This is a genomic window from Nonomuraea sp. NPDC050404 (assembly GCF_040655495.1).
Classification (GTDB): domain Bacteria; phylum Actinomycetota; class Actinomycetes; order Streptosporangiales; family Streptosporangiaceae; genus Nonomuraea.
Genome location: NZ_JBFAKB010000044.1, coordinates 14540 through 27628, shown reverse-complemented (window position 1 = coordinate 27628; position 13089 = coordinate 14540). Strand labels below are relative to the sequence as shown.

The following is a 13089-nucleotide window of genomic DNA, read 5'->3' as shown; positions in this document are numbered from 1 at the left end:
GGCCTTTCACGTCATGGTCGAAGCACCCAGTCTCCCGCGCCCGGCTCGTCGCGCGCCAGCCTGGCCAGGGGGTATACAGGGCGCGTGGAACTGGACCAGCTCGATCGTGACATCATCGCGGCGCTCGTGGACGACGCCCGCCAGACCTACGCCGAGATCGGCCACCAGGTGGGGTTGAGCGCGTCGGCGGTCAAGCGGCGGGTGGACCGGCTGCGCGGGGCCGGGGCGATCACGGGGTTCAGCGCGCGGGTGGCGCCGCGGGCGCTCGGCTGGACGACCGAGGCGTACGTGGAGCTGTTCTGCCAGGGCAAGACCAAGCCGTCGGACATCGCGCTGGCGGTGTCGAAGTTCCCCGAGGTGGTGGCGGCGGCCACGATCACGGGCGAGGCGGACGCGCTGCTGCACATCAGGGCCACCGACGTACGCCACGTGGAGCGGGTGATCGAGCGCATCGCCGCGATGACGTTCGTGGTGCGGACCAAGAGCGCCATCGTGTTGTCGAGGCTCGTGGACACCCCTCCGGGCGCCGCGGTGCCCCCTCCCGTGCCTGGTGCGCCGGACCCGCGCAACGAATCCCCCACCGCACCCTGAGAGACGCAACAGACCGCCGCCATCACGCAATGTCAACCCCTTGGCCTGCGCAAACTCCGATTCCTACCCTGGGAGCATCCCCACCGATGGGGTTCCCTCCCTTGTTGAGCCGATGGAGCGCTGCATGCCCAAACACTTCCTCATGTGTCGTCCGGACTACTTCGCGGTGGAGTACGCGATCAATCCGTGGATGCACCCCGAAACCGGCGCGGACCGCGAGGTGGCGGTCCGGCAGTGGGAGGGCCTGAAAGCGGCGTACGAGGAACTCGGCCACAAGGTGGACCTGATCGACCCGATCGAGGGCCTGCCCGACATGGTCTTCGCCGCGAACGGCGCCCTGGTCGTGGGCGGCCGGGTCTACGGCGCGCGCTTCGCCTACCCGCAGCGCGGCCCCGAGGGCCCCGCCTACCTGCGCTGGTTCACCGAGCGCGGCTACCCGGCGCTGGCTCCGGCGCACGTCAACGAGGGCGAGGGCGACTTCCTCACGCTGGAGGACGTCGTGCTGGCCGGCACCGGTTTCCGCACGGACGTGGTGGCCCACCAGGAGGCGCAGGAGTACCTGGGCCGCCCGGTGATCTCGCTGACGCTGGTGGACCCGCGCTTCTACCACCTCGACACGGCGCTGTTCCCGCTCGACGGGCACAACGTCGCCTACTACCCGGGCGCGTTCTCGCCCGGCAGCCTCGCGGTGCTGCGCCGCATGTTCCCCGACGCGGTGGTCGCGACCGCCGAGGACGCCGGGGTCCTGGGGCTGAACGCGGTCAGCGACGGCACGAACGTGGTCGTCAACGCCGAGGCGTCGAACCTGCAACTGGAGCTCAAGCGGCGCGGGTACGAGGTGATCCCGGTCGAGCTGTCGGAGCTGCGTAAGGCGGGTGGCGGACCCAAGTGCTGCACACTGGAGATCAGGGGGGAGAACTGATCATGACCACCAGCGCAGAGCTGATCGAAGTGAGCGAGCGCCGCGGGGCGCACAACTACCATCCGCTGCCGGTGGTGATCCATGAGGCGCACGGCGCCTGGGTCACCGACGTCGAGGGCAAGCGGTACCTGGACTGCCTGTCCGGCTATTCCTCGCTCAACTTCGGCCACGGCAACCCGAAGATCATCGAGGCGGCGAAGGAGCAGCTCGAACGGCTCACGCTGACCAGCCGGGCCTTCTACCACGACCAGTTCGCCCAGTTCTGCACCGGACTCGGCGATCTGACCGGCAAGGACATGGTCCTGCCCATGAACACCGGCGCCGAGGCCGTCGAGACCGCCATCAAGGTCTCGCGGAAGTGGGGCTACGAGGTCAAGGGCGTCGAGCCGGACCAGGCGAACATCATCGTGATGGAGGGCAACTTCCACGGCCGCACCACCACGATCGTCAGCTTCTCCACCGATCCGGAGGCGCACGACAACTTCGGCCCGTACACGCCGGGCTTCCGGCTGGTCCCCTACGGCGACATCGAGGCGATCAGGCGGGCCGTGGACGCGAACACCGTCGCGGTGCTGGTGGAGCCGATCCAGGGCGAGGCGGGCGTGCTGGTGCCGCCGGACGGGTACCTGAGCGAGATCCGGGCGTTGTGCACGGCCGAGGGCGTGCTGATGGTGGCCGACGAGGTGCAGTCGGGGCTGGGGCGTACGGGGCAGACGTTCGCGTGTGACCACGAAGGGGTCGTGCCCGACATCTACGTCATGGGCAAGGCGCTGGGCGGGGGCGTCGTACCGGTCTCGGCCATCGCGGCCGATCGGGACGTGCTCGGGATCATCCACCCGGGGCAGCACGGGTCGACGTTCGGCGGGAACCCGCTGGCGTGCGCGGTCGCCAACGCGGTGATCGAGATCCTGGGCACCGGAGAGTTCCAGGCCAGGGCGGCCAAGCTCGGCGACGTGCTGCACGTGAAGCTGCGCGAGCTGATCGGCAAGGGGGTCGTGGAGGTCCGCGGGCGCGGGTTGTGGGCGGGGGTGGACATCGACCCGGCGATCGGCACGGGACGCGAGGTGTCCAAGGCGCTGCTGAAGCGGGGGGTGCTGGCCAAGGACACGCACGGCTCGACGCTGCGCCTCGCCCCGCCGATCGTGGTCTCGGAGGAAGACCTCCTCTGGGCGATCGACCAGCTCGTCGACGTTATCTACGAGCTCAAAACCACATAGATCTTTTACGGCTTCGCCCGGCAGGGCCCACCCACCGCACGTGGCCGGGCCCTGTCCAGGGAGACGCTTCTCCGGTTCACCGCCTGAGCGCCGTCACGGCGCTCTGTTGCCACCGGACCGGTCAAGGTGGGCTCGCGTAACGGCGGGCCACCGGTGAAGGGATCAGCGGCCGTTTCCTGGAGGGCCATCGGCCGAAGTGCGGCGGGTGGAAGACCACGGCACCGCGTAACGGATGGAAGACCCCCATCAGCGCAGAGGGACACTGTCGATCGGTTTGACCACCTCGCCGGTGGAGCCGTACCAGGTGACCCGGTCCTCCGGCAGGGTGAGCGTGGCCAGCGCGTTCTGGAACACCGGCCCCTTGACCACCCGCCAGCGGAACGGCGGGCGCGGGATGCCCGCCAGCCGCGCCAGCAGGGCGCCGACCAGGGTGGCGATCGAGAACTGGGTGAAGACGTTGGCCCAGCGCAGCATGCGGCTGAGCGGGTTGCGGATCGGTGAGCAGACGATCTGGAAGACCTGGCCCCTGTCGGCCTTGGCGAGGTAGGAGTAGTGCACGTCGCCCGACAGGATCATCACCGGTTTGCCCAGCCCGATCAGCAGCCTGGCCAGGTCGTCGAACGAGCGCCGGAACGCCGCCCAGTGCTCCAGGTCGATGGCCTGCCTGAGCGTCTCCGACCACCGCCGCACGACCGGGCCCCACTTGCCGTCGCAGAGCGCCTCGTTCCAGTTCTGCACCCCGTGCACGCCCTCGGGCAGCATGAACGGGATCGACGAGCCGATGATCAGCTGGTCGGCCGGCCGCGTCACCTGCTCCTCCAGCCAGGCCCACTCGCTGGCGTCGAGCATGCGCCGGTCGCCGGGCGTGAGCTGCCTGGCGCACCGGGTGTCCACCACGATCAGACGGGTGGAGCCGAGGTCGCGGGAGTAGCTCCAGCGGTTGCTGCTCGGCTCGACGTCGGCCTTCTCGGCGAAGTCGTCGAGCGCCGCCCCGCCGTCGCCGGCCATGAGCTTGGCCAGCAGCGGGTCGTCGGCGCGCTCGGCGGGTGAGAGGTTACCGAGGTGCTGGTAGACCCAGTACGCCCCCAGCCCCGACACCACCCGGTGGCGCCACCACGACGTCTTGGCCATCTGTTCGCGCCACGGCTGCGAGGTGTTCCAGTCGTCACGCAGGTCGTGGTCGTCGAAGATCATCGCGGTCGGCACCGTGGACAGCAGCCAGCGGATCTCCTCATCGGTCCATGCCTGGCGGTAGAGCTCGGCGTACTCCTCGAAGTCGGCGATCTCCCCCTGCGGCTCGTTGCTCCTGCGGGAGCGGATGTAGTCGAGCATCTCGGCCGAGGGGTTGTCGGCGTAGACCTGGTCGCCGAGGAGGAGCAGCAGGTCGGGCCACTCCTCGTCGTCCGCCTCCGGCAGGTGCGCGCCGAACGCGCGCAGGACGTCGTCGCCGTACGTGCGCACGTGCGCGGCGTCGTGCGGCACGCTGGTGCGGCACGAGCCGAACGCCAGCTTGCGCACCCCGTCGGCGGGCAGCAGCCTGATCCGGCTCGGCGCGCGACCCGCCAGGGGCCAAACCTGCTCCCCGTCGAGCCGAACCGAATACGACGCGATATCCTGGGACAACTCAACGAGATCCACGATCGCGTAGTGGTGCCCGTGCACGGTGAAGGTAGGCGACCGGTAAGCCCTGCCGTCAGCCTCGATGGTGACCGTGCAGGGTTCGGCGGTCTCCACCCAGATCGAGGCGCTGACAGAGTCGACGTAGCGCAGCATCGGCCCCACCACGAGTGCGGGCATTCACCCTCCTGATTCGACGTTCCGGACGATTCGACGTTCCGGCACACTCTCGCCCGTAAGCCTGCCAGAGTGGCACGGTCCACAACATCCGATCAACGGCTTGGATTTCTACCAACAACTAGGCAAGGTCAAACCACCCGCTCTAGGATGATCGCGACAACAACGCCCAAAAGGGGAAAGCAACGGCGCTTTTCCCGCAAACGGGCGTTACAACAGGAGGACTGTCTTCCATGAGCATCATGGTGCCGTCAAAGACGCCGGCTGCCCTGATCACCACGGCTCCGTACCCGTATACGCCAGGCCCGGCCTCACCCGGCCGTCAGGCCCTCGACTCCGCTCTCCACCAACTCGACCAGGCCGCCGGGCATCTCGGGCTCGACGACGGGCTCCGTACGATGCTGGCCACGCCGCGCCGCTCGCTGACCGTCTCGGTCCCGGTACGGCGCGAGGACGGCCGCCTGGACGTCGTCCAGGGCTTCCGCGTCCAGCACAACGTCTCGCGCGGCCCCGCCAAGGGCGGGCTCCGGTTTCATCCGGCCACCGACATCCACGAGGTCACCGCCCTGGCGATGTGGATGACCTGGAAGTGCGCGCTGGTCGGCATCCCGTACGGCGGCGCCAAGGGCGGCGTGGCCGTGGACCCGGCCGCGCTCAGCACGCGCGAGAAGGAGCGGCTGACCCGCCGCTACGTCAGCGAGATCCTGCCGCTGATCGGCCCGGAGAAGGACATCCCCGCGCCCGACGTCGGCACCGACGAGCAGACCATGGCCTGGATCATGGACACCTACAGCGTCAGCGCCGGCTACTCGGTGCCCGGCGTGGTCACCGGCAAGCCGATGACGCTGGGCGGCTCGCTCGGGCGCGCGGGCGCGACCTCACGCGGCGTGCAGATCGCGGCGCTGGCCGCGCTCGGCCGCTCGCCCGAGGGCGTCACCGTGGCCGTGCAGGGCTTCGGCAAGGTGGGCGGGCCGGCCGCGCAGTACCTGGCGGACGCCGGCTGCAAGGTGGTGGCGGTCTCCGACGCCACCGGCGCTGTTCACCGCGCGGGCGGTCTCGACATCTCCCGCCTGCGCGCGTGGGTGGCCGAGACCGGCGGCGTGCGCGGCTTCGCCGAGGCCGAGGAACTGACCCACGACGAGCTGATCGAGCTGGACGTGGACGTGCTGGTCCCGGCCGCGCTGGAAGGCGTGATCACCGAGGCCAACGCGCCCAGGGTGCGTGCCCGCCTGATCGTCGAGGGCGCCAACGGCCCGACCACGCCCGGGGCGGACGAGATCCTCGCCGCGAACGGCACCACGGTCGTGCCCGACATCCTGGCCAACGCGGGCGGGGTGATCGTGTCCTACCTGGAGTGGGTGCAGAACATGCAGGCGTACGCGTGGAGCTCGGGCGAGATCGAGCTCAAGCTGCGCGACCTCATGCTGGGCGCCTTCGCCGAGGTCAGTGCGCTGGCCGCCGAGCGCGGCCTGTCGCTGCGGCAGGCGGCGCACGTCATCGGCGTGGGCCGGGTCGCCGAGGCGCACCAGATGCGCGGACTGTATCCGTGAGTGCTACTTAAGTAGCACGCGGCCCAAGTAGCACGCGGCTTTGGTAGCACGGGGCTCGCCCAAGGTTCGATGCCGGGGCGGGCCCCGTTTCGCGATCGTGGAGACATGAAATCTTTGCTGAACATCGCCGGCGTGATCGCGTTCACTCAGGGGCTCATCGCCTTCGTCGGCCTGCAGTGGTTCGACGGCCAATGGGGTCTGCTGCCCCGGCTGGTGGACCTGTCCGTGCCCGTCTGCCTGGGAACGGCCGCGATCGGCGGATTGTTGCTGCTCGCGGCCACCGCCGTGAAGACCAACCGGGACTGAGGTCACATCCTCAGCTCGGCGTAGTCCAGCGCCTCCATCAGGCTCTCCAGGTCGCGCATGAGCTGTTCGGTACGCTCACGCCCGAACGCCTGCGCGATCACCGCCTGCTGCTCGGCCACCGCCCCGTCCACCCGGGCCAGCAGCTCGGCCCCCCGGCCCGAGACGAACACCGCCACCCGCCGCCGATCCCCCTTCGACGGCCCGCGATAGACCAGCGCCCGGTCGATCAGCCGGTCCACGGCCTTGGTCAGCGTGGGATGCGGCATCAGCACGGCCTCGGCCAGCTCGCCCATCGACTCCCCCCGCCCGTCGGCCAGCGCCCGCATGATGCGCCACTGCTCGACCGTGACCTCCTCGCCGACGAGCACTGCCGCCAGCCCCCTGTTGACGCTGCGCTCCGCCCGGCTCAGCAGGTAGGCGAGCGAGGACCCGAGCCCAGAAGCGGTCATGGGGAAATGTCCTTTCATCTGGGAGTTAAGAGGGAGGATACTCGTCGGCGTGGCGGCGACCGTCGATCCTCTCGAAGCCCGGCTCCTGCCTTCGGACTCGATCAGGGTCGGCCTGATCGTCCCCGTGTCCGGGGTTCTCGGCCTGGTGGGCCCGTGCGCGATCAACTGCGCCGTGCTGGCCGCCGAGGAGGTCAACGCCGGGGGCGGCGTGCTGGGGCGGCCGGTCGAACTGGTCCTCATCGACGGCGGGCAACCGGCGCGGCAGGTCGCGGCCGAGGTGTCCGGGCTGGTCAGATCGGGCACGGTGGCGGCCGTGGCGGGCACCCATGCCAGCGACGTGCGGGTGGCGGTGGTGGCCGCGATCGCGGGGCGGGTGCCGTTCGTGTACGCCCCGCCGTACGAGGGCGGGGGCAGGGCGCCCGGCGTCTACTTCCTCGGCGAGACCCCCGACCGGCAACTCGCGCCGGGCATCGAGTGGCTGGCGGGACCGCGCCGGGCGCGCCGCTGGTACCTGCTGGGCAACGACTACATCTGGCCCCGGCTGGTGCACGCCGGCGCCCGCAGACGGCTGCGCGCGGCCGGTGCCGAGGTGATCGGCGAGAAGTTCGTCCGGTACGGCGAGGCCACCGGCTGGCTGGACCGGCTGGCCGAGACGCGCCCCGACGCCATCCTGCTGACGCTGATCGGCAGCGACCTGGTGGCCTTCAACCGGGCCTACGCCGCCGCCGGGCTCGGCGCGGCCCGGCTGTGCGGGGCGCTGGAGGAACACGGCCTGCTGGGCATCGGCGGCGATGCCACCGGCGGGCTGTTCTCATCCATGGGGTACTTCCGCGACCTGACCACCACGGCCGGCCTCGACTTCGCCGAGCGCTACGCGGCCAGGTTCGGCCGGGACGCGCCCATGCTCAACGCCCACGGCCACGGCTGCTACGAGGCGGTGGCCATGCTGGCCGCGCTGTGCGCGCGGGCGGGCTCGCTGGCGGTGCCCGAACTGGACGCGGTGGCCGACGGGACCACGATCACGAGCGCGCGCGGCAGGCTCACGCTGCTGGACCGGCAGGTGCGCCGGCCCGTACATCTGGGCAGGGCCGACGGCCTTGACTTCTTCCTGGAGAAACCTTTTCAGTAGAAAACTTTGGCTTTAAGGTGCGAGACGCCCCCCAAGCACTTTGGAGCCGTAATGAGCACAATCGAGCAGTTCGGCTACCGGCAGGAACTCAAGCGTTCCCTGGGCTTCGCCGATCTGATGATCTATGGCTTGATCTTCATGGTGCCGATCGCACCCTTCGGCATCTTCGGCAACGTCTTCGCCATCTCCCACGGGATGGTGGCGCTGGCGTACGTCATCGGGCTGGTGGCGATGGCCTTCACGGCGCTGTCGTACGCGCAGATGGCCCGCGCCTTCCCGATGGCCGGCTCGGTCTACACCTACGCGGGGCGCGGCATCGCGCCCCCGGTCGGCTTCATGGCCGGCTGGGCGATCCTGCTGGACTACGTACTGGTCCCCTCGCTGCTCTACCTGGTGGCCGGCACGGCGATGAACTCCTTCGTGCCCGGCGTCCCCGTCTGGGCATGGCTGGTGCTGTTCGTGCTGCTCAACACGGTCGTCAACTACCTGGGCATCCAGATGACGGCCAGGATCACCCGCATCATGCTGGTCGCCGAGCTGGCGGTGCTGGCGATCTTCCTCGTGGTCGGCGGCCTCGCGCTGGCCCAGGGCAAGGCGCAGGCCGGCGCGCTCACCCCGCTCTTCGACTCCTCCTCCTTCACCTGGAGCGTGGTGTTCGCCGCGGCGTCGGTGGCCGTGCTGTCGTTCCTCGGCTTCGACGGCATCTCCACCCTGGCCGAGGAGAACCGCGAGGACGCCCGGCGGCTGGGCCGTTCCATGGTGGCCGCGCTCGCCGTGGCGGCCGTGTTGTTCGTGGTCCAGACGTGGGTGGCGGCGCTGCTCACGCCCAACCGCGCGAAGCTGATCGCCGAGGGCGACGCCGCCGGCAGCGCGTTCTACGACATGGCCGCGTTCGCCGGCGGCCAGTGGCTGTCGGTGCTCACCGCCGTGGCCACCGCGGTCGCGTGGGGCTTCGCCAACTCGCTGGTCGCGCAGGCCGCCACCTCGCGCCTGCTGTTCGCGATGGCCCGCGACCGCCAGCTCCCGCGCTTCCTGTCGTCCGTGGACGCCAAGCGCCGCGTGCCGGTCAACGCCACCCTCGCGGTGGCCGGCATCTCCCTGGTGCTGGGCATCTACATGAGCATCAGGGAGAACGGCATGGGCGAGCTGGCCTCGCTGGTCAACTTCGGCGCCATGAGCGCCTTCCTGCTGCTGCACGTCGCCGTGGTGGTGCACTACGCGATCAAGCAGCGCAGCCGCAACTACTGGGCCCACCTGGTGGCGCCCGTGATCGGCTTCGCCGTCCTGGTGGCCGTCGTGATCAACCAGAACGTCGCCGCCCAGTGGGCCGGCGGCATCTGGCTGGCCGCCGGCCTGGTCGTCCTCGGCGTCTCCTACCTGCTGGGCCGCCGGCCCGTACTGCCTTCGGAGGTCAAATGAACGTCTTCTCCTACCGTCCCGAGCCGGACGAGCTGAGCTACACCTTCGGTGGCCGCTCGCCCGTCGCCAAGGTACGGCCGGGCACGATATTGGAGTTGTACACCGAGGACTGCTTCGGCGGCCTGGTGCGGACCGTGGACGACCTGCCCTCGCGGGTGTGCGAGTTCCCGTACCTGAACCCCGTGACCGGCCCCTTCCACGTGGAGGGCGCCCAGCCGGGCGACACGCTGGCGCTGCACTTCATCAAGATCACGCCGGCCAGGGACTGGGCGGTGTCCACGACGTTCCCGCACTTCGGCGCGCTGACCGGCACCCACACCACGGCCATGTTGCAACCGCCGCTGGAGGAGCGCGTCTGGCGCTACGACATCGACCTGGACCGGAACGTGGCCGTCTACCACGCCCGCAACAGCGACTTCAGCGTGGCGCTGCCGCTCGACCCGATGCACGGCACGGTCGGCGTGGCCCCGGGCGCGAACGAGGCCCGCATGACGATCACCCCCGACGCGCACGGCGGCAACATGGACACCCCCGAGTTGCGCGCGGGCGTCACCGTCTACCTGGGCGTCAACGTCGAGGGCGGGCTGTTCGCCGTCGGTGACGGGCACGGGCTGCAGGGGCACGGCGAGGTGTGCGGGACCGCGGTGGAGTCGGCGATGAACACGGTGGTCGCGGTCGAGCTGATCAAGGGGGTCGCCACGCCGTGGCCGCGGCTGGAGGACGACCTGCACCTGATGTCCACGGGATCGGCCAGGCCGCTGGAGGACGCCTACCGGATCAGCCAGCACGACCTGGTCACCTGGGCCTCGGAGCTGACCGGCCTGGACACCCTCGACGCCTACCAGCTCGTCAGTCAGGCCGGGCAGGCGCCGGTCGGGAACGTGTGCGACACCAACTACACGATGGTCGCCAAGATGCCCAAGACGTATCTGGGCCGGACCTCGGTCTACGAGGGTGCGCACGCCCGGCTGCGGGCTCTGGGTTCCGCGTACACAAGTTAGGGTAAACCTTGATGTCGCAGCTCAGGGCACTGATCATCACCGTCCTATGGTGGGAGGGTGCTCAGGTTGGTGCTGTCTCTGGTCCTGCTCGATCCAGCCGCCGTCGCCGAGGTGTCGCATCGTAACGTCCCCGTACCCCGCGTACTGACCCCTGACGGGGACCGCCTGGGCTACGCGCCGGTCCCGCGCCCCTTCACGGGGGCGCGGCGGCTGACCGGGGTGCTGCTCGGCCGTGACCCGGTCGCCAAGACGGACGTGTTGTGCGGCGGCACGGTGATCGGCTCGCGCAGCCGCAGCCTGGTGCTGACGGCCGCGCACTGCCTCTACCACGGCGGGCGGCTGCTCAAGCACCTGGCGTTCCTGCCGGGTTACGACGAGGGCAGGCCGCGGCTGGGCGTGTGGCCGGTCGTGCGCACGTACGTGCCGGCCCGGTGGCGCAACCGGCCCTTCTCCTCGGAGCTGCTGCCGTACGACGTGGGCCTGGTCGGCGTCGTGCGCCGCGCGCGCCCGCTGGAGGAGGTCACCGGCCGGGGCCTGCGGCCGATGCCCACCACCAGGGGGACCGCGCTGCGCGGGCTCGAACTGCTCGGCTATCCGGCGGGCAAGGGCTATCCGGGCTCGACGATGTACCGCTGTCTGGGCGACACGGTCGAGGGGGTCTCCGAGGGTCCCGGGCTGATGGTGACCCGCAACTGTCACGCCGCGGCGGGCGGCAGCGGCGGCCCCGCGCTGTACGGCGGCGCGGTGGCGGGCGTCGTGTCCTCATCCAGCCCGCTGGGCGACGCCAAGGGCTACACCGTGCTGACCCGGCTGGGGGGAAGACCCTTCGAGCGCATGTACGCCAGGGCCGACCGGGAGATGCGGCTCACCCCGACGCGCTGACGGCCCCCTCGGCCGCCTGGACGCCCGCCCGGTACTCCGCCGCCTGGACGATCTCTTCGCACAGTGCGTGGGTGGCCAGGGCGTCGGCGGCGTCGATGCGGCGGCCCTCGCGCACCGCGGCCAGGAACTCCAGGCTGACCTGCTCAATGCCGCGCTGCCCCGCGACCGGCACCCAGTCGGGCCGCCTGGCGAGGGTCTCGCCGCCCTGGTAGTCGATGACGTCGCCGAGGTTGACCACCCGGCGCTTGGCGCCCTCGCCCATGGCCTCGCAGGTCTCCTCGCTGGCCCCGCTCATCCTGTTCATGACGCCGATGGCGGTGAAGCCGTCGCCCGACAACTCCAGCACGATGTGCTCGATGAGGCCGTCCCTGACGCGGGTCCTGATCGAGGTGCCGGTGATCTCGCCGGGAGCCAGGAACCTGAGTGTGTCGGCCACGTGGATGAAGTCGTCGAAGACGGCCCTGCGCGGATTGTCGGGCAGGTTGTGCCGGTTCTTCTCCATGACGATGAGATGCCGGGGGTGGGCGGCCAGGCCGGCGTAGCCGGGGGCGTGGCGGCGGTTGAAGCCGACCATGAGGGATCTGTCCTGGGCCCGCGCCAGGTGCACGAGGCGTTCCGACTCGGCGAGGGTGTAGGCGATGGGCTTGTCCACGTAGACGTGGATGCCCGCGCTGAGCAGCGCCTCGACGATCTCCGGGTGGGCGTCGGTGGCCGCGTGCACGAACGCCGCCTCGATCCCGGCCTTGATCACGTCGTCCACGCTCGTGTACCGGGCGCCGATCCGGTAGGCGTCGCCGAGCCGGTCGAGCCTGGCCTCGTTGCGGGTGCACAGGTGCAGATCGAGAGCGGGCTGGGCGGCCAGCACGGGGAGGTACGCCTTCTCCGCGATGTCGCCCAGGCCGATCATGGCTGTCTTCATCCGTCGAGGGTAGCCTTGAGCGCCTCGTCGATCGGGGTAGGCGCGGCGCCGAACGTACGCTGGAAGGCCGAGGAGTCGAGCACGAACGGCGCGGTGAACTGGTAGCGGACGTGCCCCAGCTCGCCGAGCATGGGCACGAACAGCCCGGTCACCCTCAGCACCGGCCACGGCAGCGTGCGCATCCTGGGCGCGGGCCTGCCGAGCCGCTCGGCCATGCGCTCGCCGACCTGGCGGAAGGTCAGCGGCTCCGCGGTGGGCGCGTGCCAGGGCCGGCCCCAGGCCCGCTCGTCGCTCCCGGCCGTGATCAGCGCGTCGGCCACGTCGGGCAGGTAATTCCAGCTGTGCGGTACGTCGGCGGGCCAGATCAGCGAGATCGTCTTGCCCTGCCGGAGCGGCACGAGGAAACGGTCGCCCAGGTAGCCCTGGTCGGAGGCGCCGGGGCCGAAGAAGTCGGAGGCGCGCACCTCGGTCGCCCTGATCCGGCCGGCCTCGTGGGCGGCCAGGGCGTCGGTCCACATCTTGGCGCGTACGCGGAACTTGGGGTCGGTGGAGGCGAGCGGCAGGTCCTCGGTCATCGGGCCGGTGACGGGGCCGTACGGGTAGAGGTTGCCGAGCATCGTGTAGACGGCGCCGCTCGACTCGGCGGCGGCCAGGAAGGCGGCGGCCATCGGCGGCCAGTCGGTGAGCCAGCGGTGGTACTGCGGGTTGACGCAGTTGTACAGGACGTCGGCGCCCTTGGCGACCTGGCTCAGCCTGGCCGCGTCCGCGACGTCGGCGGCCACCTTGACCGCGCCTTCCGGGCCGCTGCCCGAGCGGGTCACGACGACGACCTCGTGCCCCCGTGCGATGAGCTTGGCGGCCACGTGCCCGCCGACCTGGCCGGAACCGACGACGACGTGCTTACCCATGA

13 protein-coding genes are annotated in these 13089 nt (G+C 70.5%); 9 read left to right on the top strand and 4 right to left on the bottom strand.

Annotation, left to right across the window (positions count from 1 at the left end):
- Window positions 1-84 precede the first annotated feature (84 nt).
- From AB0I81_RS59170 to rocD, 3 genes are all read left to right on the top strand, one after another.
- Window positions 85-591 (top strand): Lrp/AsnC family transcriptional regulator, encoded by a 507-nt coding sequence (locus tag AB0I81_RS59170; RefSeq protein ID WP_360678330.1) that lies wholly within the window; start codon window positions 85-87, stop codon window positions 589-591.
- 124 nt (window positions 592-715) lie between these two features.
- The gene (gene ddaH, locus AB0I81_RS59165) at window positions 716-1513 is read left to right on the top strand and encodes a dimethylargininase (protein ID WP_360678328.1); all 798 of its coding nucleotides are present in this window, start codon (window positions 716-718) and stop codon (window positions 1511-1513) included.
- 2 nt (window positions 1514-1515) lie between these two features.
- Window positions 1516-2730, top strand: a complete 1215-nt coding sequence (rocD, locus tag AB0I81_RS59160; protein ID WP_360678326.1) for an ornithine--oxo-acid transaminase — start codon at window positions 1516-1518, stop codon at window positions 2728-2730.
- Window positions 2731-2976: 246 nt separating this feature from the next.
- Here rocD and AB0I81_RS59155 read toward each other — a convergent pair whose 3' ends face one another.
- Window positions 2977-4527 carry an alkaline phosphatase D family protein gene (locus tag AB0I81_RS59155; RefSeq protein WP_360678324.1) on the bottom strand — a complete coding sequence of 517 codons (1551 nt, stop codon included), beginning with the start codon at window positions 4525-4527 and terminating at the stop codon, window positions 2977-2979.
- A 230-nt stretch (window positions 4528-4757) separates the two neighbouring features.
- On the opposite strand from AB0I81_RS59155, the gene AB0I81_RS59150 reads away from it, so the two are divergent.
- The gene (locus AB0I81_RS59150) at window positions 4758-6074 is read left to right on the top strand and encodes a Glu/Leu/Phe/Val dehydrogenase (RefSeq protein WP_360678322.1); all 1317 of its coding nucleotides are present in this window, start codon (window positions 4758-4760) and stop codon (window positions 6072-6074) included.
- Window positions 6075-6179: 105 nt separating this feature from the next.
- Window positions 6180-6380, top strand: coding sequence for a hypothetical protein (locus tag AB0I81_RS59145; protein ID WP_360678320.1), 201 nt, complete (start codon window positions 6180-6182; stop codon window positions 6378-6380).
- A gap of 2 nt (window positions 6381-6382) precedes the next feature.
- Here the strand turns inward: AB0I81_RS59145 and AB0I81_RS59140 are convergent, their stop codons facing one another.
- Entirely contained in the window at window positions 6383-6829 is a 447-nt protein-coding gene (locus AB0I81_RS59140; RefSeq protein ID WP_360678318.1) for a MarR family transcriptional regulator, read from the bottom strand.
- A gap of 49 nt (window positions 6830-6878) precedes the next feature.
- On the opposite strand from AB0I81_RS59140, the gene AB0I81_RS59135 reads away from it, so the two are divergent.
- The 4 genes from AB0I81_RS59135 to AB0I81_RS59120 are packed head-to-tail and all read left to right on the top strand — an operon-like array spanning window position 6879 to window position 11260.
- Window positions 6879-7958 carry a substrate-binding domain-containing protein gene (locus tag AB0I81_RS59135; protein WP_360678316.1) on the top strand — a complete coding sequence of 360 codons (1080 nt, stop codon included), beginning with the start codon at window positions 6879-6881 and terminating at the stop codon, window positions 7956-7958.
- A 51-nt stretch (window positions 7959-8009) separates the two neighbouring features.
- Window positions 8010-9377, top strand: a complete 1368-nt coding sequence (locus AB0I81_RS59130) for an APC family permease (protein WP_360678314.1) — start codon at window positions 8010-8012, stop codon at window positions 9375-9377.
- Window positions 9374-10378 (top strand): acetamidase/formamidase family protein, encoded by a 1005-nt coding sequence (locus AB0I81_RS59125; RefSeq protein ID WP_360678312.1) that lies wholly within the window; start codon window positions 9374-9376, stop codon window positions 10376-10378. Before AB0I81_RS59130 ends, AB0I81_RS59125 begins: the two co-directional genes overlap by 4 nt.
- A gap of 57 nt (window positions 10379-10435) precedes the next feature.
- Window positions 10436-11260, top strand: a complete 825-nt coding sequence (locus AB0I81_RS59120) for a trypsin-like serine protease (RefSeq protein WP_360678310.1) — start codon at window positions 10436-10438, stop codon at window positions 11258-11260.
- Here AB0I81_RS59120 and AB0I81_RS59115 read toward each other — a convergent pair.
- A complete protein-coding gene (locus tag AB0I81_RS59115; protein ID WP_360678308.1) occupies window positions 11244-12179 on the bottom strand; it encodes a Gfo/Idh/MocA family oxidoreductase in 936 nt (311 codons plus the stop codon). The two genes, AB0I81_RS59120 and AB0I81_RS59115, sit on opposite strands and share 17 nt — an antisense overlap.
- Entirely contained in the window at window positions 12176-13087 is a 912-nt protein-coding gene (locus AB0I81_RS59110; RefSeq protein WP_360678306.1) for an NAD-dependent epimerase/dehydratase family protein, read from the bottom strand. The genes AB0I81_RS59115 and AB0I81_RS59110 overlap by 4 nt, the downstream gene beginning before the upstream one ends.
- Window positions 13088-13089 lie beyond the last annotated feature (2 nt).

Excerpts from the sequence above, each read along its gene's own strand:
- ddaH (WP_360678328.1), top strand. The coding sequence starts at position 716 with ATGCCCAAACACTTCCTCATGTGTCGTCCGGACTACTTCGCGGTGGAG.
- rocD (WP_360678326.1), top strand. The coding sequence starts at position 1,516 with ATGACCACCAGCGCAGAGCTGATCGAAGTGAGCGAGCGCCGCGGGGCG.
- AB0I81_RS59155 (WP_360678324.1), bottom strand. The coding sequence starts at position 4,527 with ATGCCCGCACTCGTGGTGGGGCCGATGCTGCGCTACGTCGACTCTGTC.
- AB0I81_RS59150 (WP_360678322.1), top strand. The coding sequence starts at position 4,758 with ATGAGCATCATGGTGCCGTCAAAGACGCCGGCTGCCCTGATCACCACG.
- AB0I81_RS59145 (WP_360678320.1), top strand. The coding sequence starts at position 6,180 with ATGAAATCTTTGCTGAACATCGCCGGCGTGATCGCGTTCACTCAGGGG.
- AB0I81_RS59140 (WP_360678318.1), bottom strand. The coding sequence starts at position 6,829 with ATGACCGCTTCTGGGCTCGGGTCCTCGCTCGCCTACCTGCTGAGCCGG.
- AB0I81_RS59130 (WP_360678314.1), top strand. The coding sequence starts at position 8,010 with ATGAGCACAATCGAGCAGTTCGGCTACCGGCAGGAACTCAAGCGTTCC.
- AB0I81_RS59125 (WP_360678312.1), top strand. The coding sequence starts at position 9,374 with ATGAACGTCTTCTCCTACCGTCCCGAGCCGGACGAGCTGAGCTACACC.
- AB0I81_RS59115 (WP_360678308.1), bottom strand. The coding sequence starts at position 12,179 with ATGAAGACAGCCATGATCGGCCTGGGCGACATCGCGGAGAAGGCGTAC.
- AB0I81_RS59110 (WP_360678306.1), bottom strand. The coding sequence starts at position 13,087 with ATGGGTAAGCACGTCGTCGTCGGTTCCGGCCAGGTCGGCGGGCACGTG.